Here is a 24,607-nt window from a genome sequence, read left to right as displayed (position 1 = left end):
CACTGAGGAGGACCCATGGCCACACTCGACAGCGCTCACCTGCTCGCCGCCCTCGAGCCGACGGTCGAGGAGAACCTCAACCGGCACCTCGCGGCGGCGCAGGAGTGGATGCCACACGAGTACGTGCCGTGGTCACAGGGCCGAGACTTCTTCGAGCTCGGCGGCGAGCCGTGGTCGGTCGAGCAGTCGCAGCTCTCGCCGATCGCCCGCACCGCGCTCGAGGTCAACCTGCTGACGGAGGACAACCTGCCGAGCTACCACCGTGAGGTCGAGCGGGCGTTCGGCCGCGACAGCGCGTGGGGGACGTGGGTCAACCGGTGGACGGCCGAGGAGGGGAGGCACGCCTTCTGCATCCGCGACTACCTCCTCGTCACCCGGGGCGTCGACCCCGACGAGCTCGAGCGCGCCCGCATGGAGACGATGGAGACCGGCTACGACTCGGGCGACAAGCCGCTGCTCAACGTCTGCGCCTACGTCTCCTTCCAGGAGCTCGCCACCCGGGTCTCCCACCGCAACACCGGCCGCTACACCGAGGAGCCGATCGCGGAGAAGCTGCTGACGCGTGTGGCCAAGGACGAGAACCTCCACATGATCTTCTACCGCAACATCGTGCAGGCGGCCCTCGAGATCACGCCGGGCCAGACGATGCGCGCGATCACCGACGAGGTCGTCAGCTTCCAGATGCCGGGGGCGATCATCCCCGGCTTCGGTCGCAAGGCCGTGCAGATGGCGATGGCCGGCATCTACGACCTGCGCATCCACCACGACGACATCGTGGCGCCGCTGCTGCGCCAGTGGGGCGTCTGGGACCTCGAGGGCCTCGACGCCGAGGGCGAGCAGGCCCGTGAGGAGCTGGCCACCGCGGTCGCCGCGCTCGACGAGGAGGCCTCGCGCTTCGTCGCTCGCCGCGAGGAGATGGCGGCGAAGAAGGCGGCTCGCCAGAGCAGCTGAGTCACGCCAAGGTCCGCGCTGGTCCGGGCAGATGTGCGAGCAGATTGTGGGCGGATTCCACCCACAGTCGGACACTCCGGGTGAGTAGATCGACTCAATCGGAGGCGCCGCTGTATCCAGGCGCGCCGCCGACCGCTCTTTGGGTCGATCAACCTCACACCCAAGGAGATTCGCCACCATGTCACAGCTCACCCTCGACCGGCCCGGCACCGACGTCATCCCGTCGCAGCCCACCGGTCTGTCCGCCACGGTCACCCACGCCGTCGGTCTCCTGCAGCGCCTGCTGAACCGCTACAGCGTCGGCTTCCTGCAGGTCAGCCTCGGCCTCGTCTTCCTCGGCTTCGGCGTGCTCAAGTTCTTTCCGGGCCTCAGCCCCGCCGAGGAGATCGCGGCGGCCACCATCGACCGCCTGACCTTCGGCCTCGTCGGCGGCCACACGGCCGTGCTCCTGACGGCCGTCCTCGAGACCTTCATCGGGCTCACACTCGTCACAGGCAAGCTCGTGCGGGTCGGCCTCGTCGTGCTGGCCGGCGCCTTCGTCGGCATCCTGTCGCCGCTCGTCCTCTTCACCGATGAGCTCTTCCCCCACGGCCCGTCGCTGCTGGGGCAGTACGTCCTCAAGGACGTCGTCCTCGTCGCCGCTGCACTCGTCGTCGCCGCCGGCGCCCTCGGGTCGCGACTGCGCTCCGAGTCGCACTCCGACTCGGGCTCCTGAACCCTCCGACACCCGTCACGGCTGAAGGAACAAAGACCATGATCGACAGCTTCGCAGGGCGCTACGACTGCCCGTGGGACTACACCCCCGGCGGCCTGTTCAGGGCGAAGGGTGAGACCCACCGCTTCCCGGCACCCGTCCACCTCCGCATCGACCGCGTCCGCGAGGAGCGAGCCTTCGCCCAGCAGGCGCTCGCTGCCTCGGGTCGCCGCACCACTCGCCACGTCGGCGCGGTGGCCGTGGCAGTGCTCGTGCTCCTCGCCGGTCTCGGCGTCGTCTATCTGACCGGGATCGACTCGGGGGTAGGCTCGTTCACGCAGCTCTGGGCTCTCGAGGCCGCCGTCGTGGTGGCCGTCGTGGCCTTCGTGTGGGTGCTGCGCAGGAGCAGCACCTCGCACACCCGGCTCGCGGCACGCGCCCACCTCTACGAGGTGCGCCTCACCGAGCTGCACCAGCAGGCGCAGCGGGAGCGCGCCCACCGGGGCACTCCCCAGCCCGTCTGACGCACTCGCCCCCCGCCCCCCGCCCACGGATCGAAAGAGCAGTTCGTCGGCATGACGCCGCCCTCAGCAGGGCGCGGATGCCGACGAACTGCTCTTTCGATCGGGAATGTGCCGACGAAGTGCTCTTTCGATTGGGGGTGTTGCGCCGCCGGGGGGCGTTGTCAGACGGGCGGTCCCGTGAGGATGGCGTGAGCACGCTGCGCGCCCGGAGTCTGCACGAGAGCGGCGCCGATGCGGTCGAGCCGACCTCGCTCCACACCCTCGAGCGAGAGGAGGCGCGTCGCAGCCGCAGCGATCTCGTCGGAGGTCGCGGCGTTCGGGTCGAGCGCCTCGCCGATGCCTGCCTGCTCGATCGCAGCAGCACCGGCGAACTGGTCGGTCGACAGCGGCAGCAGCAGCAGGGGCACCGCCGCGGTGAGCGCCTCGGTCACGCTGTTGTTGCCACCGTGCGACACGGCGAGCGCCGAGCGGCCGAGGAGGCGCACCTGCGGCAGCGTCTCGCGCACGAGCCACGACTCGGGCAGCTCGCCCAGGGCCTCCCGGCGAGTGGATCCCAGAGCGAAGGCAACCCGAATGTCCTTGTGCCGCAATGCCTCGGCCACCCTAGAGAGCACATCAGAACGCACCGACAGGAAACTGCCGAGGCTGACGTAGGCGATCGGCTCGTCGCTCTCGGCGAGCCACGCCTCGACCTGCGGGTCACGCGCCTCGGTGCGCACGGCCGACCCGAGGAAGGCGTGCGGAGGAAGCAGAGCCGTTCGGGCGGGGTCGTGCAGCTCGCCAGGGTAGTTGAGCAGCACGACGTCGCCGGTCTCGGCGAAGGCGTCTCGGCTCGGCGCGGCGCCCGGCGCGAGCGCCTCGAGCGCCGAGTTCCACTGAGACGTGAAGGATTCGCGCACCCTGACGCACAGCCGGTGCAGGTCGGCCAGCGCCTCCGGGTCGGGCACGATGGCCCGCGGGAAGGCGGGCGGGAAGCCGTAGACCTCGTCGCCGACGGTGAGTGCCGACGGGTGACCGAGCACGACGTCCGCGTGGTGCACGCCCGAGGTCACGAGGGCCAGGCGCGCACTGAAGGCGAGGTGGTCGACGATGACGTGGTCGGGCCGAACCTGCCCGACGATGCGCTGCACGTCGCGCGCGACCGTGACGGGATCCCACAGCAGGTCGTCGCCGCGCGCCTCCGCCTGGAAGGCGAGGGTCGGCACGGCCCCGCGCCGGGTGGCGTCGAAGAAGCCACGGAGCGAGTCGTCCTCGCCCTTCGGCTGCTCCTCCGCGCGGATGACACCGGGGTTCGACCCCCGGCCGAGGCGCAGGTCGACGCGCTCGAAGCCGAAGTCCCGCACGATCCCCGCCGTCGCGGGGCCGGTCGCGACGACGACCCGCTCCCCCGCCTCCTGCCACGCGGTGGCGAGGGTCGCGAGGGGGTAGAGGTGAGAGGCGTAGTCCGGGCTGATGACGAGCAGCGTCACGACGCCCTGCCCCCCGCTGCCGTATGCCGTCCGGTCGCGACCCGCTCGTAGACCTCCGCGAGCGAGGCCGCCATCGTGTCGATGCCGAAACGGTCGCGCACGGTCGCCATGGTGCGCTCGGCGGTCGAGTCGGCCTCCGGAGCGGCGGCCAGGTCGAGCGCCGCGACGACTGCTGCCGCGAGGGCCTCGGGCGAGGCGGTGTCGGCGAGCACCCCTGTCTCGCCGCTCGTCACGTAGGTCGCCGGCCCTCCGTTGCCCGGGGCCACGACGACGAGGCCGGCGGCCATCGCCTCGAGGATCGCGATGCCGAACTCCTCCTTGAGACTGGCGGAGACGTAGACGCCGTGGGGCGCCGCCGCCTCGCCGCGGCCGTGCCTGGTCGCCGCGAGCCACGCCGTCACCGTGCCGTTGGGGCGGTGACCGGCGAGCAGCAGGCCGGCCGCCGCGGCGGAGTCGGTCGGGATGACCGACTCGATGAGGTCGAGCTGGCCGCGCTCGTCGTCGTTCGGCTCCTCGAGGTCGCCGCCCACGAGCAGCAGGTTGCAGCGCGAGGACAGGTCGGGGCGCGAGGCCCACGCCTCGACGAGGGTGGCCATGCCCTTGACGGGGTGCAGCCGGCCGACCGAGATCGCGAGGGGCAGGCCGCGACGCTCGGCCGGCAGGGTGGCGAGCAGCTCGTCGAGCTCGGCGAGAGCCGGTGTCGCGATCGCGGTCGCGGCGCCGGGCACCCTGTCGCCAGGCTCCTCGTCGCCGCCCTGCTCGTCGCCGCCCTGCTCGTCGTCGAGCTTCTCATCGCCGGCCTCCTCGTCGGAGGTCGCCGCCTCGAGCGCGGCATCGACGGCCGGGAGGTTGATGCCCTCCGGCACGACCGAGAGGTGCAGGGTCTCGTCGTCGGTGTCGATGCCGAGCAGGTCGCGCAGGTCGTGCTCCAGCTCGGGCCGTGGGAAGACGACGACGTGGTCGGCACGCCGGGCAAGCTGGCGCAGCAGGCTGTCACGGAAGACGAGGTGCTCGAGCTCGTCCGCGTCACCCACGTTGGCCCGGGTCAGCTCACCGGTCTGCTCCCGCGACGCGACGAGCGCATGCGGGTCGGGGGCGAGGGTCAGCACCAGCGGCACCCCGAGCTCGTGCGCGGCCGAGGCTGCCGCAAGGGAGCCGACGTCGGCCATCCGCAGGTGCAGCGCATCAACCGGCCCGGCGACCCGCAGCACCCGACGGATGCCGCGACGGGCGGCGACCCACAGCGGCCAGGCGCGAGCGGCCTGCGGGGCCGGCCCCCACAGCGGCACGGAGAGGTAGTGGTGGCCGGGCTTTCCCACGTCGGCGAGGGCGGTCAGGGCAGCCGCCGAGCGGCCGCGCGAGAGGGTGAGCACCCGGCATACGGGCGGGTCTGCTCGGAGGAGGGCGTCACCGAGGTGCACGAGCAGCGTCGCGATGCCGCCGGTGTCGCCGCGGCCGGCGTGCGTCAGGGCGCCGTCGATGTCGGCGTGCAGGAAGAGCTGGGCGACGGTGCGGTCGCCGTCGACCCTGGCTGTCGGTCGCGGCTCGGCGAGCAGGCGAAGGTCGTCGAGCGCGAGCTGCGCGACCGGTGCGAGGGGGCCCTGCTGCGACGCCAGCATGACGAGGACGCTCGTCGTCGACGATGAGGGGGTGAAGCCCTTCTCTCGGCGCTCCCGGGTGGGCGGGGGGTCGCCGAGGGCGGCGATGGCCGTCGCGCGGGTCGTGAGGTCCTCGAGGTCGCCGGCCGCGACGGCCCGCAGGAGCGACTGGGTGGCCTCACCCGGCACGAGGCCGAGCGTCTCGATGAGACGCGAGCGGGCAGCAGTGAGAGTGGTGCTCGCCAGGGCGCGGGCGACCGCGACTCGCACGTCGTCGGGGGTGCGCAGCGCCCAGGACTCGAGCGTGCGCTGCGCGAGCATGCCGCGGAAGTCACCCGCGACGACGGCCTCGATGAGCAGGGGCAGCGCGTTCGGCAGCAGCTCGCACCCGCCGAGGGCCCAGACGGCGTGGTCGCGCAGGTGGGGCGGCCCCTCGCGCAGGACGGTGACGAGAGCCGACCCCGCGCGCGGGTGTCGCACCCCGCCGAGTGCCAGCACGGCGCCGATCGCCGCGAGCTGGTCGGTCGGGTCGAGGATGGCCGAGAGCAGCACCCGCACCGTCTCGGCGGAGTCGGTGCCGTCCGCGGAGGTGGCGGCAGCATCCGACAGATCCTCGATCGATCGCATTCCTTCGAGCAGCGACGGCGCGTTGCGCACGCCGTCGAGTGCCAACCGGGTTGCCCCTGCACTCATCGTCGCGCGTTCCATGGTCGGCCCATACCCAACAGTCGACGGCACCGGTCGAGCACGACCGTCAGGGGTTCGGGGTGATGCGCAGGACGACGCGGTCGCTGTTACCCCACTTGAGCACCCACTCGACGACGCTGAAGATCTGGAACTCCAGACCGTACTTGCCCGCGAGCCTGCGGCTGACCGCCTCGGACACCGCGGAGTCGGTGATGATCTCGGCCGTGCCCTCGACGAGCGGCGCCCCCGGGTCGACGTTGCCCCGGCGGTCGCAGGGCTGCAGGGTGACGCGCGGGTCGTTGCGGATCCGCTTCAGCTTGCCGGCACCGGCAGGGGTGCTGACGACCAGCGCCTGCCCGTCGGGGAGCACCCAGACCGGGGTCGGAACCGACTCTCCGGATCGCCGGAAGGTCGTGAGGGAGACAAATCGCTCGTGACCGAGGTCTGCGAGGACGGGAGTGCGCGCCATGGTGGGCTACGTACCCGATCGGCGCACCCCGCCCGCGCGGGGTCTCACCGGCGACGGCGACGACGCCGATGCGGCATCCGTTCGGTGCGGGTTCGACCCCGTTCGTCCCCCGAACAGAGGTGATGCCGGCCCCCGAGTGGGGGCCGGCATCACCTCGAACGGGCAAGGGGGTGGCTGCTAGAGCAGGTCGGTGAGCTCGGAGCTCGCGGCCTCGCGCACCGCACCCATCGCGTCGACGGCCGTGCGCGACCCGCGGGCGATCTGCGCCAGCCGCTGGCACTCGGCCTCGGTGTGCAGCGACAGGGCGAGGCGCACGACCGGCACCTTGCTCGGCGCCATCGACAGGCTCGTCACGCCGAGACCGACGAGCACGAGCGCGAGCAGCGGGTCGCCGGCCGACTCGCCGCAGACCCCGATAGGGCGCTCGACGGTCTTCGCGCCCTCGCAGGCGAGTCCGACGACGTCGAGCACCGCCGGCTGCCACGGGTCGAGCAGGTCCGACAGCGCGCCCTGCATGCGGTCAGCGGCCATGGTGTACTGCGCCAGGTCGTTCGTGCCGAGCGAGCCGAAGTCGACCTCGCCGAGCACGTCGCGGGCCCGCAGCGCCGCACCCGGCACCTCGATCATGACGCCGGCCTTGGGCAAGCCGTTCTCGCGCACCCGGCGGGCGAACCACGCCGCCTCCTCCGCCGTCGCGACCATCGGCGCCATGACGCGGACGTCGGCGCCCGTCTCGCGAGCCGCGATGGCGAGCGCCTCGAGCTGGGCGTCGAGCAGGTCGGGCCGCTCCGCCGACAGGCGCAGGCCACGCCGGCCGAGAGCGGGGTTCTCCTCCGGCCCGAGGTCGGCGAACTTCAGCGGCTTGTCGGCGCCGGCGTCGAGGGTGCGCACGACGACGCGGCGTCCCTCGAAGGGAGCGAAGACGTCGCGGTAGATCTGCGTCTGCTCCTCGACCGTCGGCGCCTTGGTCGCGGAGAGGTAGACGAACTCGGTGCGGAACAGGCCCACGCCCTCGAGGTCGAGGGCACCGGCGGAGACGGCGTCGTCGACGCCGCCGATGTTGGCGAGCAGCGCGACCCCGAGTCCGTCGCTCGTCGCGCCGGCCCCGGACAGCCGGCCGAGCGCCTCGGTGCGGCGGGCCGCGCGGGCCCGCTGCTGCTCGACGAGCTCGAGGTCGGGCTCGATCGTCACCTCGCCGGTGTCGCCGTCGAGCGCGACGTGCGTACCCGACTCGATGGAGGTCGCCCCGGTGAGCTGGACGACCGCGGGGATGCCCATCTGTGCAGCGAGGATCGCGGTGTGGCTCGTGCGGCCCCCGGCCTCGGTGATGATGCCGACGACGAGCGCCCGGTCGAGGGTCGCCGTCTCGGCGGGCGCGAGGTCCTCGGCGACGACGACACTCGGCTCCGTGAAGTGCGGCACGCCCGGCGCGGGCACGCCGAGCACCGCGGCCACGGCGCGGGAGCCGACGTCACGCAGGTCGGCCACCCGCTCGGCGAAGTAGCCGCCGAGCGCCTCGAACTGGGCGGCATACTGCTCGATGGCCCCTTCGATGGCGTTCGCCCGCCCCTTGCCCGCCTCGAGCTGCTTGGCGGCAGCTTTGACGAGGCCCTTGTCGCGGGCGATGAGGGCCGTCGCCTTGAGGATCTGCTGCGCGGTGTCCTCGACGCGGGTGGCCCGCTCCTCGAGAGACACCGCGACAGCCTCGAACGCGGCCTTGACGTCGCCGAGCGCCGCCTCCTGGTCGTCGACCGCCGGCTCGTTGGCCGGCGGACGGACCGGTGGCGCGACCTGCACCACCGGGCCGTATGCCGTCCCCGGGCTGACACCGATGCCCTGGCGCGTCTCGGGGCCCGACTGAGGGTCGGACTGGGCGCTCGGCTCCGTCGTGGCCACGGCTCTTACTCCGCGTCGAGGTCGCGCGACAGGAGCGCGACGAGCGAGTCGAGCGCCTCGTCGGCGCCGTCACCCTCGGCGGTCAGGACGACCTCCTCGCCGTACTTGGCCCCCAGGGCCATGACACCGAGGATGCTCGTCGCGTCGACGGGGTCCTCGCCCGGCTTGGCGATCTCGACGTCGAGGCCGGTGTTGCTCGCGGCCTCGACGAAGAGGGCAGCCGGTCGGGCGTGCAGGCCCACCGACGATGCGATGGTGACGGTGCGGGTTGCCATGGGACGTGCTCCTTCGTTGGATGCGGTTCGTGCGTCTGATGGGTCGAACGTCAGGGCTGGCCCTGATCAGACCGTAGCGGTCGCGTCGACCTCTGCAAGGTGGGTGTCTCGCGACTTGAGGGCGATGACGATCGTCGCCATGACGAGCACGCCGATGATGAGGGCGACGAGGAAGAGCAGGAAGTTGCCGATGAGCGGCAGCACCCAGATGCCTCCGTGGGGAGCCCGGAGCGTCGCGCCGAAGAGCATGACCAACGCTCCGGTGACGGCCGAGCCGACGACCGAGCTCGAGATGACGCGGACCGGGTCGACGGCCGCGAACGGGATCGCGCCCTCGGAGATGAACGAGGCTCCCAGCAACCAGGCTGCCTTGCCGTTCTCACGCTCCGGCTCCGAGAAGAGCTGGGGACGCACGGTCGTGGCGAGCGCCATCGCGAGCGGGGCGACCATGCCGGCGGCCATGACGGCGGCCATGATCTTCAGCTGCGGCGCGTCGGTGGCGGCACCGGCTGCGGCGAGGCCGGTCGTGGCGAAGGCGTAGGCGACCTTGTTGACCGGGCCACCGAGGTCGAAGCCCATCATCGCGCCGAGGATGACGCCGAGGATGATCGCGCTCGCACCCGACATGCCGGTCAGCCAGCTGTTGAGAGCGTCGGTGAGGGCCTTGATCGGACGGCCGAGCACGGTGATGAAGAGGCCGATCGTGATGAAGGACGACACGAGCGGGATGACGACCACGGGCATGACGCCGCGCACGCCCTTGGCGACCTTCCAGTTCGAGACCCAGCGAGCGACGAGACCACCGAGGACACCGGTGACGAGACCGCCGAGGAAGCCGGCGCCCATCGTCGCTGCGACCGAGCCGCCGACGATGCCGGGCACGAGGCCGGGGCGGTCGGCGATGGCGAAGGCGATGAAGCCGGAGAGGATCGGCACAAGGAAGCCGAACGACGCGCCACCGATGACGAAGAGCAACGCGGCCCACGAGGTCAGGCTCGTCGCGCTGAAGTTCTGCGCGATGTTGTACTGGTCGGTCGAGGTGAGGTTGTACTTCACGATCTCGATCGGGCCCTCCGCACCGAGGGAGACCTGGGAGAGCATGAACGACAGGGCGATGAGGATGCCGCCCGCGGCGACGAACGGGATCATGTAGGAGACACCGGTCATCAGCCACTGGCGGATGCGCGTGCCGAGGCCCGCGCCCTCCTCGACCTTGGAGACGAGAGCGCCACCGGAGGAGCCTGCGGCGGCGGCCGATGCTGCGGCGGCCTTGCTCGGGTCGTTGCGCCACTCGGAGGCGAGCGCCGCGGCCTGGGCGATCAGCGCCGGACCGTCGGAGATGCCCTTCTTGACGCCGACGTCGATGGTCGGCTTGCCGGCGAAGCGTCCGGCGTCCTTGACGGGCAGGTCGTGGGCGAAGATGACGGCGTCGGCAGCGGCGATCTCGGCCGCGGTCAGCGGCTTCGAGCCGGCGGAGCCCTGCGTCTCGACCTTCATCGTGTGGCCGGCCGCCTTGGCGGCGTTCTCGAGACCCTCGGCCGCCATGTAGGTGTGGGCGATGCCGGTCGGGCAAGAGGTGACCCCGACGAGGTTGAGCGAGCGCGGAGCGTCCGCGAGCGGCGCGGCGCCCGCGGCTGCGGTGCCCGTGGCGAGTCCGGCGCCCGCCTCGGCGGCAGAAGCCATCCGGCTCTCCTCGGGCGCGGCGGCCGGCTGGTCGAGCTCGACCTCGGCGCTGACGATGCGCACGACCTCGGCCTCGGTCGTCGCGGCGGCCAGGGCCGCCTTGAAGTCCTTCTTCATGAGGGCGCGGGCGAGCTTGGGGAGCATCTGCATGTGAGCGTCGCCGCCGCCCTCGGGAGCCGCGATGAGGAAGATCAGCGTCGCGGGGCCGTCCTTGGCACCCCAGTCGATGCCGTTGGCGGAGCGGCCGAAGACGAGCGAGGGCTCGGTGATCGCCGTGCTGCGGGCGTGGGGGATGCCGATGCCTCCGGGCAGTCCGGTCGCCATCGTCTCCTCGCGCTTGCGCACGTCGGCGATGAAGGTGTCGAGGTCGGTGCAGCGGCCGGAGGCGACAAGTCGCTCCCCGAGCAGTCGCGTCGCCTCGTGGCGGTCGGCACCGGTGAGGTCGAGGACGACCTGCTCTTCGGTGATGAGGGACATGTGGGTTCCTTTCCGGAGGATCACAGAGCCGGGACGGTTCGGATCAGTTGGTGTTCACAGCAGTCGGTGTTCACAGCAGTTCGGGTCGACAGCAGCGGGGGGTTCACAGCAGGCGGTATGCCGTGTGGCGGGGTTTGCCTCAGCGGATCGTTCGCGAGAGGTCGGGGTCGAGGGTGAGCTCCGCGCGGATGCCGGCGAGGTCGGCGGGCGAGGGGACGCGGCTGCCGGGCAGGGTGACCGCCGCGGAGCCCCACGTCACACCGGTGACGAGGGCGTCGGCCGGCTCGTGACCGGTCGACAGCCCGTAGAGCAGGCCGGCGAGCATGCAGTCGCCGGCGCCCACGGTCGAGAGGGGGGCCGAGATGGGCGCGATGGCGTGCGCGCAGACGTCGGCCGTGATGACGAGGGCGCCGTCACCGCCGAGGCTGACGGCGACGACCTCGATGCCGCCCCCGACGAGCTCGCGGGCAGCGTCGCGCACGTCGCGCAGCGTGGGCAGGTCGTGCCCGACGAGCTCTGCGAGCTCCTCATGGTTGGGCTTGATGAGGTTCGGGGTGGCCGCGACCGCCGCCGAGAAGGAGGCGCCGGAGGAGTCGATCGCCACGCGCCCGCCGCGCTCGCGCACCCGGCGGACGAGGACGGCATACAGGTCGGTGGGGGCGCCGGGGGGCATGCTGCCGCAGCCGACGACCCAGCCGGCGCTCGAGGAGCGCTCGAGGGTCATGTCGAGCAGCGCTGCCACCTCGGCCTCGGAGAGGGTCGGGCCCGGCTCGTTGAGCTTCGTCGTCGTGCCGTCGGGCTCGAGGACGCTGATGTTCATCCGGACCGTGCCCGTGACGGGCACGCTCGCGTGGGCCACGCCCGCGCTGTCGAGCAGCTCGTCGAGCAGGTGACCCTCGGGCCCGCCGCTCGGCAGCACCGCCACGGTGTCGGCGCCCTGGGCGGCGAGGGCACGGGAGACGTTGACGCCCTTGCCTCCCGGGTCGATGCGGCCTCCGGTCGCGCGGTGCACCTCACCGCGCCGCAGGGCGTCGATGAGCACCGCGCGGTCGATGCTGGGGTTGGGCGTGAGCGTGACGATCATGCGGTCACCACTTCCGGTCCGGCCGAGCGGATCTCGGCAGCGACGTCATCGTCGATGTCGGTGTCGGTGATGACGACGTCGACGTCGGCGAGCTGGGCGAATCGGTGCAGGTGGTCGTCACCGGTCTTGCTCGAGTCGGTGAGGACCACACACTTGCGGGCGGCGCCGACCATGGCGCGCTTGACGAGCGCCTCTGACTGGTCGGGGGTGGTGAGGCCGCGGGCGACGGACAGGCCGTTCGTGCCGATCAGGGCGACGTCGACGACTACTCCCTCCAGCGCGCTCGTGGCCCAGTCGCCGACGGCGGCGCCGGTCGTGCCGCGCAGCCTGCCGCCGAGGAGATAGAGCCGTATGCCGGGGTGTGACGACAGGACGGTCGCGGCAGCGAGGCTGTTGGTGAGGACCGTGAGGTCGATGTCGGGAGGCAGCAGCTCGGCGACGGCCTGCGTCGTGCTGCCGGCGTCGAGGATGATGCTGCCCCCGCTCGGCAGCTCGTCGAGGGCGCGGGCGGCGATGCGGCGCTTGACCTCGGTGAGCCGGCCGGTGCGCGTCGCGAGCGTGGGCTCGATCTCGAGGCGCTCGACGGGGATCGCGCCGCCGTGCACCCGGCGCAGCGAGCCGCGCCGCTCGAGAGCGGTGAGATCGCGGCGGACGGTCTCGGCCGCGACCCCGAGGACGTCGGCGAGCGCAGCGACTTCCACCCGGCCGGCACGACGTGCCTGGGCGATGATGCGCTGTTGCCGCTCCGCTGCGTACATCGGACTCCTTCGTCCTCAGGGTGTGTCTACTCGATCTCGCTGGTCCGCGCCTGCGACGGGCCCAGTGAGATCATGAAACCACTGATGTGGTCACAAGTAAATGGATACGGGCGCCCGTTTTTGTGACATTGACCGTGGCATGGCCCGTTTCCGCCGGGCAGGAGCGGGTCGGGCAGAGTCAGGCAGGACCGCACCGGGGTCTGGCCGTGGGAGCGCCGGGAGGGGTGGCGCGGCCTCTGTGTTGCGTCACGTGGTGACTCAGTGCAGAGGCGCCGCGGGGGCTGTGCCCTCGGGGCGCTGCAGGCAGGATGTGCCCATGAGCGAATCCGTGATGGTCCCGACCGACTCCGGCGCGATGCCGACCCACCTGTGGCTCCCCCCGGCCGGGCACGGTCCGGGCATCGTCCTGCTCCAGGAGATCTTCGGCGTCAGCGCCTACATCCAGCGGCGAGGGGCTCAGCTCGCCGAGCTCGGCTACGTCGTGGCCGCGCCCGAGATCTTCTGGCGGCTCGGCGTGACCTCGCCGGTCGAGGGCGACGACGCCCTCCAGCAGGGCATGGGCCTGGTCCAGCGGCTCGACTGGGACCAGGCCGTGCTCGATGCGGTCGGCGCCGTCGAGTGGTTGCGACAGCAGGAGAGCGTCGACGCCGGAGTGGGCGTCGTCGGCTTCTGCTTCGGCGGCGGCCTCGGCTTCAACGTCGCCGCGCGGCTCGAGTCGGAGGGCGCTGCCCCCGTCGACGCGCTCGTGTCCTACTACGGCTCCGCACTGCCGGGGCTGCACGCGGCGATGACGGTGGCCGCGCCGAGCCTGCACCACTTCGGGCTCGCTGACTCCTTCATCGACACCGCCACCGTGCGGGCCATCGAGGACTCCCTCACCCAGCAGCCCGCGACCGTCTTCGAGACCTACGAGGGCGCCGACCACGCCTTCGACAACGACGACATGCCGTGGCACCACGCAGCCGCTTCGGCACTGGCGTGGAGCACCACCGAGGAGTTCCTGCGCGAGCACCTCCCCGTCGGCTGACGGGAGCCGGCTTCCGGCGCAGGGCAATTGGGGTCGAATGGTGGGGTTAGCGATATATCGACCCCGGGTAGGAGCAGTGCTGCACGGCAATCCCCAATGGAGAGGAACCTCATGTCGCAGCACGACTCCACGCCCTACGACTCGACCCAGCACGACTCTGTGCAGCACGACTCGATGCAGAACGACTCTGTGCAGCAGGACTCCACGCGGCACGACTCGACGGGCCAGGGCTTCGACACCTGGAACTACCGCGAGGGCACTGACTTGTCGACCCGCCAGGACGACCTGGCCGGCTTCAGGGTGCACGCCACCGACGGGCACATCGGCAAGATCGACGCCGCCACCCGCGAGGTCGACGCCAGCTATGTCGTCGTGGACACCGGCCCGTGGATCTTCGGTCGCAAGGTGCTCCTTCCCGCCGGCACGATCGAGCGCGTCGCTTGGGACGAGAAGGACGTGTACGTCGACCGCACGAAGGACGAGATCAAGGACTCGCCCGAGCTGCGCGACGAGGACCGGCTCGACGGCAGCGACACCGCCGTGAACGACGAGTACCGCGGCCGCCTCAGCGACTACTACGGCGAGCGCCCCGGTGGCCCCGGCGACGGTGCGCGGGTCTGACGACTCCTGTCGAGGGGCGGCCCTGCCGGTCACCTCGATGGCCCCCCGGTGGAGCCCTCCTCGGCGTCACGAGGCCCCGACGACGACCATCACGGTCGGCGTCGGGGCCTTCCTCGTCCTCGAGGCGTGGGTAGCGTGTCGCGCACGAATCCTGAGCGCTCGGGGGGCCGGTGTCGAGAAGTCGCCTCGCCGTTCGACGCAGTGATGTCAGGCGGCTCCCGGTCTCCTAGAGAAACCGAGAACGTCGCCGAGAGAACAAGAGACCACCACACCGACACCCGAGGAAGACTCCGATGACCCAGTACCTGCTGTCCGTCCACCACCGCGCCGACGACGCCCCACCGGCCGCGGACGAGATGCCGGCGATCTTCGCCGCCGTCGACCGTTTCAACACCCAGCTGCAGGAGCGCGGCCAGTGGGTCTACGCCGGCGGCCTCGTCGACCGGTCCGAGGCCAGGGTCGTCGATGCCACCTCCGGGGCTGCCACCGTCACCGACGGTCCCTTCTCCGAGGCACGCGAGTGGCTCGGTGGCTTCTGGATCGTCGAGGCGAACGACCTCGACGCCGCGCTGGCCATCGCCACGGAGGGCTCCGCTGCCTGCGCCGGCCCGGTCGAGGTGCGGGCGTTCCAGTCGGAGTGACCCGGCCGCGTCTCCTTCGTCACGCCCGGCCGACGGCCGGGCGTGACCGCGGGACAATGGGTCCGGAGGAGATCAGTCATGAGCGTGCTCGTCGTCTACGAGTCCATGTTCGGCAATACCGAGACCATCGCGGAGGCGGTGGCCGAGGGCATCCGGCGCGAGGGGCAGCAGTCCCCGCCGGGCCAGTCCGTGACGGTCGTGCCCGTCACCGAGGCCCCGACGCACCTTCCCGATGACGTGACGATGCTGCTCGTCGGCGGCCCGACCCACGCCTTCTCGATGTCGCGCGAGTCGACCCGCGCGGATGCGGTGCGTCAGGGTGCGACCGGCACGCCCCGTCTGGGCATCCGGGAGTGGATCGACTCCTGCGAACCGCGGGCCGACCTGCCGGTTCACACCTTCGACACGCGTGTGCACGTGCGGATGATGCCCGGATCAGCAGCCAAGCAAGCGGCGATCGCCTTGCGCCGCAAGGGCTTCGAGCGTGCCAAGCGAGGCGAGAGCTTCTGGGTCGGGGGCAAGGACGGGCCCCTGTCGCACGACGAGGTGGTGCGGGCGCGGGCGTGGGGCGCCTTCCTCGCGGAGGCCCTGACCCCGGCCTGAACCTGGCTGAACCTGGCTGACCCGGCCCGAGCGTCGGCCTGAGTCTCGGCTTGGACATCGACCTGCACGTCCGCCCGAACGTATTGGAGCCCGGCTCGCGGTGCGAGTCCGGGCTCCCTGGCGGTTCACGTACCACAACGGGCCAGCCGCCGAAGTCTCTCTGCCCATCAGTGTGCAGAGAGTGCGACGGCGATACACGCGCAACACGCCGAGGGTGCTCGAACCGTGACTGCGGGGTTGCCGAACCGTAACTAGGGTGGCGACGTGGACCCCCAACCTCCCCGCGCGCAGTCGGACCCCCTCTCCGCCGTCGCCGCTCACCGTTACGTGTCCCTGACGACCTTCCGCCGGTCGGGCGAGCCGGTGGCGACGCCGGTGTGGGTCGCTCGCGACGGTGACGAGCTCGTCGTCATCACCATCGACGGCGTCGGCAAGACGAAGCGTCTCGCCCACACCTCGAGGGTCGAGCTGCGCGAGTGCGACATGCGCGGCACGGTGCCCGACAGCGCGCCGACGCATCACGGCACCGCACGCGTCGTCCGCTCGCCGGAGGAGATCGCCGACGTCAAGCGCGCCATCGGGAAGAAGTACCTCCTCGCCCGGATCGGCGACGCCTTCAGACCGCTCACCTCGAGAGTGGTCAAGGACAAGCCGCGCGCCGGCATCCGCATCGCCCTGACGTGACCTGACCGACCTGACCGACCTGACCGAGACTGCTCAACCCTCGACAGATTCGTCTCGGGCGTCGCCGGTCGACCGTACGTTGCTGTCCATGACTCTCACCGCGGGCCCTCGTCTGGTGCAGCGCCAGCTGGGCAGGATGCTGCGTGCCAAGGTCGCGGGTGACGACGCCCCGGCTCGGGCGCAGCGCATCTGGGGCGCCGAGGGCGAGCGCTGGTTCACCCCCGCCGACCCCATCTGGCGGGTGCACGCCGACGCCTCGATGTTCCCCGCCGGCGTCGCCTCGCTGCTGCTCCAGTCGCTCCACCCCCTCGCGATGGCGGGCGTGGCCGGTCACAGCGGCTACAAGAGCGACCCGTGGGGGCGCCTCCAGCGCACGAGTCACTACCTCGCGACGACCACCTTCGGCACGATCGAGCACGCCGAGGAGTCCATCGCCCTCGTCCGCTCGATCCACGAGCGGGTGCGCGGGCGCGACCCCCAGGGGCGGGAGTACCGCGCGAGCGACCCCCACCTGCTCCGGTGGGTGCACCTTGCCGAGATCGACTCCTTCCTCCGGGCGCACCAGACCTTCGGCGCCGAGCCGCTCACCGACGACGAGGCCGACCGCTACGTCGAGCAGACCGGCATCGCCGCCGTCCGCCTCGGGGTCATCGACCCCCCGACCAGCGTGGAGGGTCTCCGCATGGCCCTCGCGGCCTACCGACCCGAGCTCGAGGCCACCGACGCGGCGCGCGAGGCCGCCCGCTTCCTCCTGCTCGAGCCGCCGCTGCCCTTCTATGCCCGAGCGGGCTACAGCACCCTCGCCTCGGGTGGCGTCTCGCTCCTGCCCGGGTGGGCCCGGTCGATGCTCGGCATCCCGCTGCCCCGCGCCGCCTCCTCCCTGGTCGCCCGGCCTCTCGGCCACCTCGGCACTGCCGCCGTGCGCTGGGGCATGGCCGGCCTGTCCGAGCGGCGACCCTCCGACAGCCCGGAGCGCGCGGCGAGCTGAGACGCTGGTCCTCAGCCCCGCGGCATACCGGATCGGCTGACCGGGGGCCCGCCGCACGACATACAGTGCGGGCAAACGGCACTCCGAGATCGAGGACGATCATGCAGAGCAGCACCTTGACGCTGACCACCCCTGACGGCACCGAGGTGTTCGTCAACCGCTGGCTGCCCGACGGGGAGGTGAAGGCCGTCGTGCAGATCTCGCACGGGCTCGCCGAGCACTCCTCGCGCTACGCCCGGTTCGCGCAGCGCCTCACCGACCACGGGTATGCCGTCTACGCCTCCGACCACCGTGGCCACGGCCGCACCTCGAGCCCGCGCGGCTCCTTCGCCGAGCACGACGGGTGGCAGACCGTCATCGACGACCTCCACTCCGTCACGGCGCGGGCGCGCCACGAGCAGCAGGGCGTGCCCGTCTTCCTCCTCGGCCACAGCATGGGCTCCTTCATCGCGAGGGGGTATGCCGCGCAGTACGGTTCGGAGCTCACCGGCCTCGTGCTCTCCGGAACCGCCGGTGGCGCAGGCGCGCTCGGCAAGATCGGCGTCTTCGTCGCCTCGACGCAGGCGCGTCTGCGAGGGCACACCCACACGAGCGGGCTGATGAACAAGCTGAGCTTCGGTCAGTACAACTCTGCCTTCAAGCCCACCCGCACCGACTTCGACTGGCTCTCAAGAGATCCCGCCGAAGTCGACAAGTACATCAACGACCCCGACTGCGGATTCGTTTTCAGCGCAGGCGGATTCGCCGACCTGCTGCGCGGCCTGGCGAGGGCCAACGAGGACAGGACCGTCGCACGCATCCCGAAGGACCTGCCGATCCACCTCACCTCGGGGGACAAGGACCCGGTCGGAGCGAACGGCAAGGGCGTGCAACAGGCGGCCGACCAGCTGCGGCGGCTCGGTGTCCGCGACGTCACGGTGACGCTGTGGCCGGGCGCGCGGCACGAGATCCTCAACGAGACCAACCGCGACGAGGTCGAGGTCGAGATCCTCGAGTGGCTCGACGCCCACCTCGAGACGGCGCAGGCGCCGGCGTGAGCGGGTCGCTGCGCATCGGGCTCGGCATCCTGCTCGTGCTCGTGGGCGCCCTGTGGACGCTGCAGGGCCTCGGCGTCGTCGGCGGCAGCGTGATGTCGGGCGTCACCCTGTGGGCGGTCATCGGCCCGATCGTCGTGCTCGCGGGCATCGCGCTCGCCCTCAGCGGCCGCCGCCGCAACACCCCCTGACCCCGTCGAGTGGCCACACCTGGCCGCCCCCACCCCGTCGAGTGGCCACACCTGGCCGCCTCCCCGACGTCGAGCGGCCAAAGCTGGTCGCCTCCCCCACGTCGAGTGGCCGCGCCACCCCACTTGCGGCTGTGACAACGAGGCCACTCGACGGGGTGCGGCGCCTGTGAAAGCGAGGCCAGTCGACAGGGGTGTGGCGCGTGTGGCAACGCGGCCACTCGACCGGGTCCGGGAGGTCAGGCCGTGCGCGGCTCGTCAGACCGGGCACCGACGGGGCCGACGGCACCGGACAGTCGCCGTGTCCCCGCGAGGGTCTGGACGCTGCGCGTGTAGGCCGGCAGGACCGCCGGATCCACGCGCGGGTCGGGCTTCGCGCTCGACGGCACCGGCGTGTGGTGGTAGTCCGCCTGCACCCGCTCGGGCGTGACGTCGATGACGACGAAGCCGTGCCCGATGCCGTCGAGGTACTTGATCCAGGGGTTGAGCTGCTGGGCCGCGCCGATGGCCTGACGCGTGACCGCCACGACGACCTCGGGCGGTTGCCCCGCCAGCTGCGGCGTGCGCCCCAGCACCTCGAAGAAGCCGTCGCTCGTCACCGACGGGCACACGACCTCCACCCCCGCCGAGGCGTATGCCGCCTGGCCGGGTGCCGCTGCCACCGGCAGGTCGCTCGAGAAGGAGGCGTGGATGTCACCGGTCAGCACGACGACGTCACCGGCGGACGGGGGCTGCGCGGCGGCATACGCCAGCAGGCTCGTGCGATCAGCGGTGTAGCCGTCCCACTGGTCGGCGTTGACGAAGGTGTACCTCGGGTCGCCGAGGGCGGCACCCGGGTAGAGCACGGGCGCGATCATCACCTGGTTGCCGAGGAGGTGCCACTTGCGGCCCTGCTGCGCCACGCCGTCCTTGAGCCAGGTCATCTGCTCGGGCTCGGGCAGGTGACGCAGCGGTGAGGCGATCGCGCCGTCGATGGCCGGGCTGACGCCGATCGGCACGAAGCCGTCGAACGGCACGCCGGGGACCGTGACCTGGCGGCTGCGGTTCTGACGGGTCTCGAGGATGGACAGGTCGCCGAGATCGCCGAAGGTGAACCGCTTGAAGAAGCGCGTGCCCTGGTGCGGCACCGACTGGTCGGGCATGCGGAAGGGCATCCACTCGAGGTAGGCCTGCATGGCCTGAGCGCGGCGAGCGAGGTAGTCGCCCTCGCCGGGCTGGTGGTTCTCGGCGCCGTCGGCCCAGGAGTTGTTGGCCACCTCGTGGTCGTCGAAGATCGTGATCCACGGCAGCGCCTGGTGGGCGGCCTGCGCGTCAGGGTCGGCCTTGTGCAGGGCGTGCCGCAGCCGGTAGCCGGTCAGGTCGATCGTCTCGGTGGCTGGCTGCCCGTCACGCACGCCGACGAGGGCCGCCGGGCCGTAACGGTCGGCGCCGTTGCCGTACTCGTAGATGTAGTCGCCGACGTGCAGCACGAAGTCGAGGTCGTCTCGCTTGCTGATGGCGCGGTAGGCCGTGAAGAAGCCGCCGGTGTAGTTGCTGCAGCTGACGAGCGCCATCCGCAGCGCGTGCGTCTCGCCCGCGATGTCGCCTGCGGTCTGGGTGCGCCCGACGGCGCTGAACTCGCCGAGGGACTGGAAGCGGTAGAAGTAGCGGGTGTAGGGGTCGAGGCCGGTCACGTCGACCTTGACCGTGTGGTCGCTGTCGGGCGAGGTCATGACCGTGCCGTGGGCGACGACCCGGTTGAAGCGATCGGTGGTGGAGACCTGCCACCGCACCGGGATCGGCCGGCCGAGGCCGCTGCCGGGAGCGGCCACTGGCTCACCGGGCCGTGGTGGCGGGGTGGCGCGGGTCCAGATGACGACGGAGTCGGCGGTCGGGTCGCCGCTGGCGACCCCGTAACCGAAGATGCCCTTGCTCGCCGGCGCCGCAGCAGCGGCGGGGTCGAAGGCGCGGGGGACGGCAAGCGCTGCGGTGGCCGCGGCGACACCCTTGAGCAGGGTGCGCCGGCCGACGGACGACGGTGTCATGCCTCGGAGGCTATGCCCGCCGGGCCTCCGCCGGTGCCGATTGGAGCCCCCGACTCTCCCCCGCCGATTCGAGGTGGGCGCGGCACGAGCGTAGGGGCCAGGATCACCTCCACCCAGCCCGACGGCATACCGGATCGAGGTGATCGCGCCACCCACGTGAGACACAGGATCACCTCGAATCGCGGGAGGTGTCGGGCGCGCAACGCCCGTCCGCGTCCGTATGCCGCACTCCCGCCGAGTCGAGGTGAACACGCCGCCCACGTGCGGGCCAGGATCACCTCCACCCAACCGGACGGCATACCGGATCGAGGTGAACGCGGCGCCCACGTGGGGCACAGGATCACCTCGAATCGCGGGAGGTGTCGGGCGCGCAAGGCCCGTCCGCGTCCGTATGCCGCCCTCCCGCCGAGTCGAGGTGAACGCGCCACCCACGTGCGGGCCAGGATCACCTCCACCCAGCCCGACGGCATACCGGATCGAGGTGAACGCGGCGCCCACGTGGGGCCCGCGATCACCTCGAATCGCGGGTCAGGTGTCAGGATCCCAGGCGGTGTCTTGTGGCTCGGTGTCCCGTGGTCCGGTGTCCTGTGGCTGGTTGTTCTGTGGCTGGTTGTTCTGTGGTTCGCGGTCAGGGGGCACCTGCGACTCCGGCGGGACGGGCTGCACCGGTGGCGCAAGCGGCGGCGGGAGCGGAACCTCGGCGCCTCCTTCGTCGAGCTGGAAAGGCGGGTAGGCGTCGGTCATGAGCGCGGCATACGCGATGACGCGGTAGACCCAGCGGTTGAGCCCGATGACGAGGTCGAAGAGAGCCCGGGGGTAGCGGCCCGTGAACAGCAGCGAGATCCCGGCGACGAGGATGAGCAGCCCGAGCAGGCTCCAGCCGTACGACTCGAGGTGCGCCCCCTCACCGTGCGAGGCGCTCCAGGCCCACCCTCCACCACCGACGAACAGGCCGACGATGATGTAGTGCGGGATGGCGAGCAGCCACCACTTGACGAGCACGAGCCCGCGCGAGAGCCGCCCCGGATAGACGATGTCGAGCCGCGCGGGGTAGTCCGGCTCCACGTCGAGGCTGAACGGCGGGTAGCGGTCGGTGCCGATGCCGCCGTCGGAGCAGTAGTAGGAGACACGCCAGCTCCAGCGCAGCACGCCGAGGTTGAAGTCGAACAGGCCGCGCGGGTAGGTGCCGGTGAAGAGGATCGCGAAGAACGCGATGACCGACACGACGAAGAAGGCGATCCAGAGGAAGCCCAGCACGATGAAGTGGGGGATGGCGAGGAACCACTTGACCAGCCACAACCAGCGCGACAGCGGCTCGTCGAGCCGCGCGTCGAGCGAGACCGGGCTGACCGCCCGCGGGTGAGGTGCCCAACCGCCCTCAGCCTCCGAGGCTGCGAGCGCTGCGTCCGAGGGCGGCGCCGGCTGGCTGCCGCCCGCGCCCCGGACGATGAGCGCGACCGCGATGCCGCTGACCACGAGGCCGATCGCGAACAGGATCAGGGCGAGCGGAAGGAGGAAGCCGGCCCGGACGCCAATGGTGGTCGCAACGTCGACGCCAGCACTGCCGTCGGCGTTCATGACCGCGAGCGCCCAGCGACCGCCGGTGACGCGCCAGGTCAGCACCTGCTGCCCGGTTCCGGTGACCGAGGTGGTCCAGAAGGTCTCACCCGTCGGGGCGGGGGCCGTGGCCGCGCCGGGCGAGGTCCGCAGCACCGCGATCCTCGACGACCCGGAGCGGGGCTCGCTGAGACCGACGACCTGGTCGTGCGCGACTCCCCGGAGGTAGGAGGTCAACGCGTCGGCCGGCGCCACGCCGAGGAAGAGGTTCGCACCGGGCGTGACCGGCTGCGCCGTCATCCGCAGGTCGAGCTGCAGCCGGTCGAGGACCGACGAGGGCACGCCGGGAGCGTTCTCGACGATGATGTCCTCCACCGTGATCGCGGCTGCAGGGCTGCGCAGCGTGGGCACGGACAGGGAGAGGAAGCCCGCATCGTCGCGGCCGAAGGCGTAGGCGCCCGCCACCGCTGCCCCGCCGAGGAGCAGCCCGAGGCCGGGCAGGATCAGCAGGCACCCGATGATGAGCGCGACGAGGTGCCGCTTGGCCGGGTGCGAAGCAGTCGGCACGGGGGCACCGGGGGCACTGGCGGCACCGGGCGCAGCAGGCACAGTCATGACGCACCTCCCGGGAAGCGGCCGCGGAGCAGCCGGACCGCGGCGTCGATGATGCCGATCACGCTGCCGACGATGCCGATGGCCAGCAGGACTCGCGCCACGACCTCCCACGGGGTGCCGATGACGTCGAGGGGGAACACCTGCCAGATCCGTACGAGCGCGACGAGCCCGAAGCAGATCGCGACGATGTCGCCGAGCGCCCGGAGCCGGGGCAGGTCGAAGACGAGGTTGACGAGGTCCGCCACCGCGCGTGCGACGATCGAGGCGTTGACGGCTCCGATGACGAGCACCGTGCCGGCAGTGAGGAACGGCACCGCCTGCCAGCCCGGCCACACGTTGACGAGCCAGAGCATGACGAGGTTGACGACGAGCGAGCCCGCGTAGCCGCCGCGCCTGCTCGACGCACGCGACGCCTCCCGCCGGCCGGCTCTCGTGGCATGACGACCTGACGCGGACTGAGGCGACTGTGACGACTGGGGTGCAGCTGGTGCACTCATGACATGCTCGCCTCCCGAATGTCGCCCGAGCCCACGCCCGAGCTGACGCCCACGCCCTCCGGCAGCGCCGCCCGCACGGCAGCAGCCAGCCCACCGGGCACGACCTCGCGCAGCTCGTAGCGCGCCCGCACGAGCGGCACGGGCACCGTGAGCACTCTCGTCAGGTCGATCGGGGTGCCGGCGACGACGGCGTCACAGGCGCCGGCGTCGACAGCCGCGCGGATCGTCGCCTCGAGGTCAGCGACCTGCTCGGCGCCGTAGCCCATGGCGGGCAGGATGCCCCGGGCGTTCGGGTACTTCGCGTAGGTCGCGGCGATCGACCCCACGGCATACGGCACCGGGTCGACGATGTGGGAGGCGCCCGCCGCCCGCGCGCCGACGACGCCCGCGCCGTAGCTCATCGAGCCGTGGGTCAGGGTGGGCCCGTCCTCGACGACGACGACCGCGCGGCCGCGCACGACCGACGGATCGTCCACGGTGACAGGGCTTTCGGCGCGCAGCACCGTGGCGCGCGGGTTGAGCGAGCGCACCGAGGCCTCGACGGCCTCGACGTCGACGGAGCGCGCCGAGTCGCACTTGGCGATGACGACGACGTCGGCCATCCGCACGTTGGCCTCGCCGGGGTGGTATGCCGCCTCGTCCCCCGGGCGCAACGGGTCGGCGAGCACGATGTGCAGGTCGGGCTCATAGAACGGCAGGTCGTTGTTGCCGCCGTCCCAGAGCACGACGTCGGCCTCCTGCTCGGCCTCGCGGAGGATGCGCTCGTAGTCGACGCCGGCATAGACGACGACCCCGTTGTCGATGTGCGGTTCGTACTCCTCGCGCTCCTCGATCGTGCAGTCGTAGCGGTCGAGGTCGGCATACGTCGCGAAGCGCTGGCACGCCTGTGCGGCGAGGTCGCCGTAGGGCATCGGGTGCCGCACGGCGACGACGCGCAGGCCCTGCTCGCGCAGCAGCAGCGACAAGTAGCGGACGGTCTGGCTCTTGCCCACGCCCGTGCGCACGGCGGTCACGGCGACGACGGGGCGCGTGCTGCGCAGCATCGTCCGGCGGGCGCTGTGCAGCCGGAAGTCCGCGCCGGCCGCGATGCACGTCGACGCGAGGTGCATGACCTGCTCGTGCCGCACGTCGGAGTAGGCGAAGACGACGAGGTCGACGTGCTCACGGGCGATGAGGTCAGGCAGCTCGGACTCGTCGATGATCGGGATGCCCTGCGGATAAAGGCGGCCCGCGAGCTCATGCGGGTAGCGCCGGCCGTCGATGTCGGGGATCTGGGTGGCCGTGAAGGCGACGACCTCGTGCGTCGGGTCGTCGCGGAACACGACGTTGAAGTCGTGGAAGTCGCGGCCGGCCGCCCCGAGGATGACGACGCGCGTGGGTGACGAGGGGTGAGTGGTCATAGCGATCTCCACGGCTCAGGTCACCGACGTGACCGACACACCCCAGCGCGGGTAGTCCTGGCTGCGAGACCCGCCTCCTCCAGTCTCCCACCGGCATCGGCAGCCGGAGCCGCTCCGAGAGGGGGATCACCTCACATTCGCGCGCCGCTCGACACGGTCGGTG

The 24,607-nt window shown here is 71.7% G+C and carries 23 protein-coding genes; 11 read left to right on the top strand and 12 right to left on the bottom strand.

What is annotated here, in order from left to right; genetic code table 11:
• The first annotated feature begins 15 nt into the window (after positions 1-15).
• From FHX52_RS12080 to FHX52_RS12070, 3 genes are all read left to right on the top strand, one after another.
• Entirely contained in the window at positions 16-951 is a 936-nt protein-coding gene (locus FHX52_RS12080) for an acyl-ACP desaturase (RefSeq protein WP_141822345.1), read from the top strand.
• Between the two features lie 178 nt (positions 952-1,129).
• Positions 1,130-1,666, top strand: a complete 537-nt coding sequence (locus tag FHX52_RS12075; protein ID WP_221630586.1) for a DoxX family protein — start codon at positions 1,130-1,132, stop codon at positions 1,664-1,666.
• 38 nt (positions 1,667-1,704) lie between these two features.
• The gene (locus FHX52_RS12070; protein WP_141822343.1) at positions 1,705-2,169 is read left to right on the top strand and encodes a hypothetical protein; all 465 of its coding nucleotides are present in this window, start codon (positions 1,705-1,707) and stop codon (positions 2,167-2,169) included.
• A 161-nt stretch (positions 2,170-2,330) separates the two neighbouring features.
• On the opposite strand, the gene FHX52_RS12065 is transcribed toward FHX52_RS12070, so the two are convergent.
• The 8 genes from FHX52_RS12065 to FHX52_RS12030 all read right to left on the bottom strand — a co-directional run bounded on the left by FHX52_RS12065 (position 2,331) and on the right by FHX52_RS12030 (position 12,565).
• On the bottom strand, positions 2,331-3,638 hold the full coding sequence (locus FHX52_RS12065) for a glycosyltransferase (RefSeq protein ID WP_141822341.1): 1,308 nt from the start codon (positions 3,636-3,638) through the stop codon (positions 2,331-2,333).
• Entirely contained in the window at positions 3,635-5,944 is a 2,310-nt protein-coding gene (locus FHX52_RS12060) for a glycosyltransferase (protein WP_221630585.1), read from the bottom strand. The genes FHX52_RS12065 and FHX52_RS12060 overlap by 4 nt, the downstream gene beginning before the upstream one ends.
• Positions 5,945-5,990: 46 nt before the next feature.
• Entirely contained in the window at positions 5,991-6,392 is a 402-nt protein-coding gene (locus FHX52_RS12055) for a PPOX class F420-dependent oxidoreductase (RefSeq protein WP_141822339.1), read from the bottom strand.
• A 177-nt stretch (positions 6,393-6,569) separates the two neighbouring features.
• On the bottom strand, positions 6,570-8,288 hold the full coding sequence (gene ptsP, locus FHX52_RS12050; protein ID WP_141822337.1) for a phosphoenolpyruvate--protein phosphotransferase: 1,719 nt from the start codon (positions 8,286-8,288) through the stop codon (positions 6,570-6,572).
• A 5-nt stretch (positions 8,289-8,293) separates the two neighbouring features.
• The gene (locus FHX52_RS12045) at positions 8,294-8,563 is read right to left on the bottom strand and encodes an HPr family phosphocarrier protein (protein ID WP_141822335.1); all 270 of its coding nucleotides are present in this window, start codon (positions 8,561-8,563) and stop codon (positions 8,294-8,296) included.
• 66 nt (positions 8,564-8,629) lie between these two features.
• Complete coding sequence (locus FHX52_RS12040; protein WP_141822333.1) at positions 8,630-10,723, bottom strand: PTS fructose transporter subunit IIABC; 2,094 nt, start codon at positions 10,721-10,723, stop codon at positions 8,630-8,632.
• A gap of 139 nt (positions 10,724-10,862) precedes the next feature.
• Complete coding sequence (gene pfkB / locus FHX52_RS12035; RefSeq protein ID WP_141822332.1) at positions 10,863-11,807, bottom strand: 1-phosphofructokinase; 945 nt, start codon at positions 11,805-11,807, stop codon at positions 10,863-10,865.
• Positions 11,804-12,565 carry a DeoR/GlpR family DNA-binding transcription regulator gene (locus FHX52_RS12030; RefSeq protein ID WP_141822331.1) on the bottom strand — a complete coding sequence of 254 codons (762 nt, stop codon included), beginning with the start codon at positions 12,563-12,565 and terminating at the stop codon, positions 11,804-11,806. Before FHX52_RS12030 ends, pfkB begins: the two co-directional genes overlap by 4 nt.
• 316 nt (positions 12,566-12,881) lie before the next feature.
• Between FHX52_RS12030 and FHX52_RS12025 the strand changes: the two genes are divergently transcribed.
• From FHX52_RS12025 to FHX52_RS11990, 8 genes are all read left to right on the top strand, one after another.
• On the top strand, positions 12,882-13,592 hold the full coding sequence (locus tag FHX52_RS12025) for a dienelactone hydrolase family protein (protein ID WP_141822330.1): 711 nt from the start codon (positions 12,882-12,884) through the stop codon (positions 13,590-13,592).
• A gap of 111 nt (positions 13,593-13,703) precedes the next feature.
• Positions 13,704-14,213 (top strand): PRC-barrel domain-containing protein, encoded by a 510-nt coding sequence (locus FHX52_RS12020; RefSeq protein WP_246069942.1) that lies wholly within the window; start codon positions 13,704-13,706, stop codon positions 14,211-14,213.
• A gap of 293 nt (positions 14,214-14,506) precedes the next feature.
• The gene (locus FHX52_RS12015) at positions 14,507-14,854 is read left to right on the top strand and encodes a YciI family protein (protein ID WP_141822329.1); all 348 of its coding nucleotides are present in this window, start codon (positions 14,507-14,509) and stop codon (positions 14,852-14,854) included.
• A 78-nt stretch (positions 14,855-14,932) separates the two neighbouring features.
• Complete coding sequence (locus tag FHX52_RS12010; protein ID WP_141822328.1) at positions 14,933-15,457, top strand: flavodoxin family protein; 525 nt, start codon at positions 14,933-14,935, stop codon at positions 15,455-15,457.
• A gap of 264 nt (positions 15,458-15,721) precedes the next feature.
• Entirely contained in the window at positions 15,722-16,141 is a 420-nt protein-coding gene (locus tag FHX52_RS12005) for a PPOX class F420-dependent oxidoreductase (protein ID WP_141822327.1), read from the top strand.
• An 88-nt stretch (positions 16,142-16,229) separates the two neighbouring features.
• On the top strand, positions 16,230-17,129 hold the full coding sequence (locus FHX52_RS12000; protein WP_141822326.1) for an oxygenase MpaB family protein: 900 nt from the start codon (positions 16,230-16,232) through the stop codon (positions 17,127-17,129).
• Between the two features lie 101 nt (positions 17,130-17,230).
• On the top strand, positions 17,231-18,166 hold the full coding sequence (locus FHX52_RS11995) for an alpha/beta hydrolase (RefSeq protein WP_141822325.1): 936 nt from the start codon (positions 17,231-17,233) through the stop codon (positions 18,164-18,166).
• Positions 18,163-18,354: a hypothetical protein gene (locus FHX52_RS11990; protein ID WP_141822324.1), complete on the top strand. Its 192-nt coding sequence runs from the start codon at positions 18,163-18,165 to the stop codon at positions 18,352-18,354. The genes FHX52_RS11995 and FHX52_RS11990 overlap by 4 nt, the downstream gene beginning before the upstream one ends.
• A gap of 236 nt (positions 18,355-18,590) precedes the next feature.
• Here the strand turns inward: FHX52_RS11990 and FHX52_RS11985 are convergent, their stop codons facing one another.
• From FHX52_RS11985 to FHX52_RS11965, 4 genes are all read right to left on the bottom strand, one after another.
• Positions 18,591-20,375 carry an alkaline phosphatase D family protein gene (locus tag FHX52_RS11985; RefSeq protein WP_141822323.1) on the bottom strand — a complete coding sequence of 595 codons (1,785 nt, stop codon included), beginning with the start codon at positions 20,373-20,375 and terminating at the stop codon, positions 18,591-18,593.
• Between the two features lie 528 nt (positions 20,376-20,903).
• Positions 20,904-22,547: a DUF4389 domain-containing protein gene (locus tag FHX52_RS24125; protein WP_141822322.1), complete on the bottom strand. Its 1,644-nt coding sequence runs from the start codon at positions 22,545-22,547 to the stop codon at positions 20,904-20,906.
• Complete coding sequence (locus FHX52_RS11970) at positions 22,544-23,044, bottom strand: hypothetical protein (protein WP_185747257.1); 501 nt, start codon at positions 23,042-23,044, stop codon at positions 22,544-22,546. The genes FHX52_RS24125 and FHX52_RS11970 overlap by 4 nt, the downstream gene beginning before the upstream one ends.
• Positions 23,041-24,444 (bottom strand): cyclic 2,3-diphosphoglycerate synthase, encoded by a 1,404-nt coding sequence (locus FHX52_RS11965; protein ID WP_246069941.1) that lies wholly within the window; start codon positions 24,442-24,444, stop codon positions 23,041-23,043. The genes FHX52_RS11970 and FHX52_RS11965 overlap by 4 nt, the downstream gene beginning before the upstream one ends.
• Positions 24,445-24,607: the final 163 nt, after the last annotated feature.

The sequence above is a fragment of the Humibacillus xanthopallidus genome (genome assembly GCF_006717145.1).
Lineage (GTDB): Bacteria > Actinomycetota > Actinomycetes > Actinomycetales > Dermatophilaceae > Humibacillus > Humibacillus xanthopallidus.
Note: the sequence above shows the minus strand (reverse complement) of the source record. Positions and strands in the feature narration are given on the sequence as shown.

What these genes read in the sequence shown, in the direction of transcription:
- FHX52_RS12080 (WP_141822345.1), top strand. Translation starts at nt 16, where the DNA reads ATGGCCACACTCGACAGCGCTCACCTGCTCGCCGCCCTCGAGCCGACG.
- FHX52_RS12075 (WP_221630586.1), top strand. Translation starts at nt 1,130, where the DNA reads ATGTCACAGCTCACCCTCGACCGGCCCGGCACCGACGTCATCCCGTCG.
- FHX52_RS12070 (WP_141822343.1), top strand. Translation starts at nt 1,705, where the DNA reads ATGATCGACAGCTTCGCAGGGCGCTACGACTGCCCGTGGGACTACACC.
- FHX52_RS12060 (WP_221630585.1), bottom strand. Translation starts at nt 5,944, where the DNA reads ATGGAACGCGCGACGATGAGTGCAGGGGCAACCCGGTTGGCACTCGAC.
- FHX52_RS12055 (WP_141822339.1), bottom strand. Translation starts at nt 6,392, where the DNA reads ATGGCGCGCACTCCCGTCCTCGCAGACCTCGGTCACGAGCGATTTGTC.
- FHX52_RS12045 (WP_141822335.1), bottom strand. Translation starts at nt 8,563, where the DNA reads ATGGCAACCCGCACCGTCACCATCGCATCGTCGGTGGGCCTGCACGCC.
- FHX52_RS12040 (WP_141822333.1), bottom strand. Translation starts at nt 10,723, where the DNA reads ATGTCCCTCATCACCGAAGAGCAGGTCGTCCTCGACCTCACCGGTGCC.
- pfkB (WP_141822332.1), bottom strand. Translation starts at nt 11,807, where the DNA reads ATGATCGTCACGCTCACGCCCAACCCCAGCATCGACCGCGCGGTGCTC.
- FHX52_RS12030 (WP_141822331.1), bottom strand. Translation starts at nt 12,565, where the DNA reads ATGTACGCAGCGGAGCGGCAACAGCGCATCATCGCCCAGGCACGTCGT.
- FHX52_RS12025 (WP_141822330.1), top strand. Translation starts at nt 12,882, where the DNA reads ATGAGCGAATCCGTGATGGTCCCGACCGACTCCGGCGCGATGCCGACC.
- FHX52_RS12020 (WP_246069942.1), top strand. Translation starts at nt 13,704, where the DNA reads ATGTCGCAGCACGACTCCACGCCCTACGACTCGACCCAGCACGACTCT.
- FHX52_RS12015 (WP_141822329.1), top strand. Translation starts at nt 14,507, where the DNA reads ATGACCCAGTACCTGCTGTCCGTCCACCACCGCGCCGACGACGCCCCA.
- FHX52_RS12010 (WP_141822328.1), top strand. Translation starts at nt 14,933, where the DNA reads ATGAGCGTGCTCGTCGTCTACGAGTCCATGTTCGGCAATACCGAGACC.
- FHX52_RS12000 (WP_141822326.1), top strand. Translation starts at nt 16,230, where the DNA reads ATGACTCTCACCGCGGGCCCTCGTCTGGTGCAGCGCCAGCTGGGCAGG.
- FHX52_RS11995 (WP_141822325.1), top strand. Translation starts at nt 17,231, where the DNA reads ATGCAGAGCAGCACCTTGACGCTGACCACCCCTGACGGCACCGAGGTG.
- FHX52_RS11985 (WP_141822323.1), bottom strand. Translation starts at nt 20,375, where the DNA reads ATGACACCGTCGTCCGTCGGCCGGCGCACCCTGCTCAAGGGTGTCGCC.
- FHX52_RS24125 (WP_141822322.1), bottom strand. Translation starts at nt 22,547, where the DNA reads ATGACTGTGCCTGCTGCGCCCGGTGCCGCCAGTGCCCCCGGTGCCCCC.
- FHX52_RS11970 (WP_185747257.1), bottom strand. Translation starts at nt 23,044, where the DNA reads ATGAGTGCACCAGCTGCACCCCAGTCGTCACAGTCGCCTCAGTCCGCG.
- FHX52_RS11965 (WP_246069941.1), bottom strand. Translation starts at nt 24,444, where the DNA reads ATGACCACTCACCCCTCGTCACCCACGCGCGTCGTCATCCTCGGGGCG.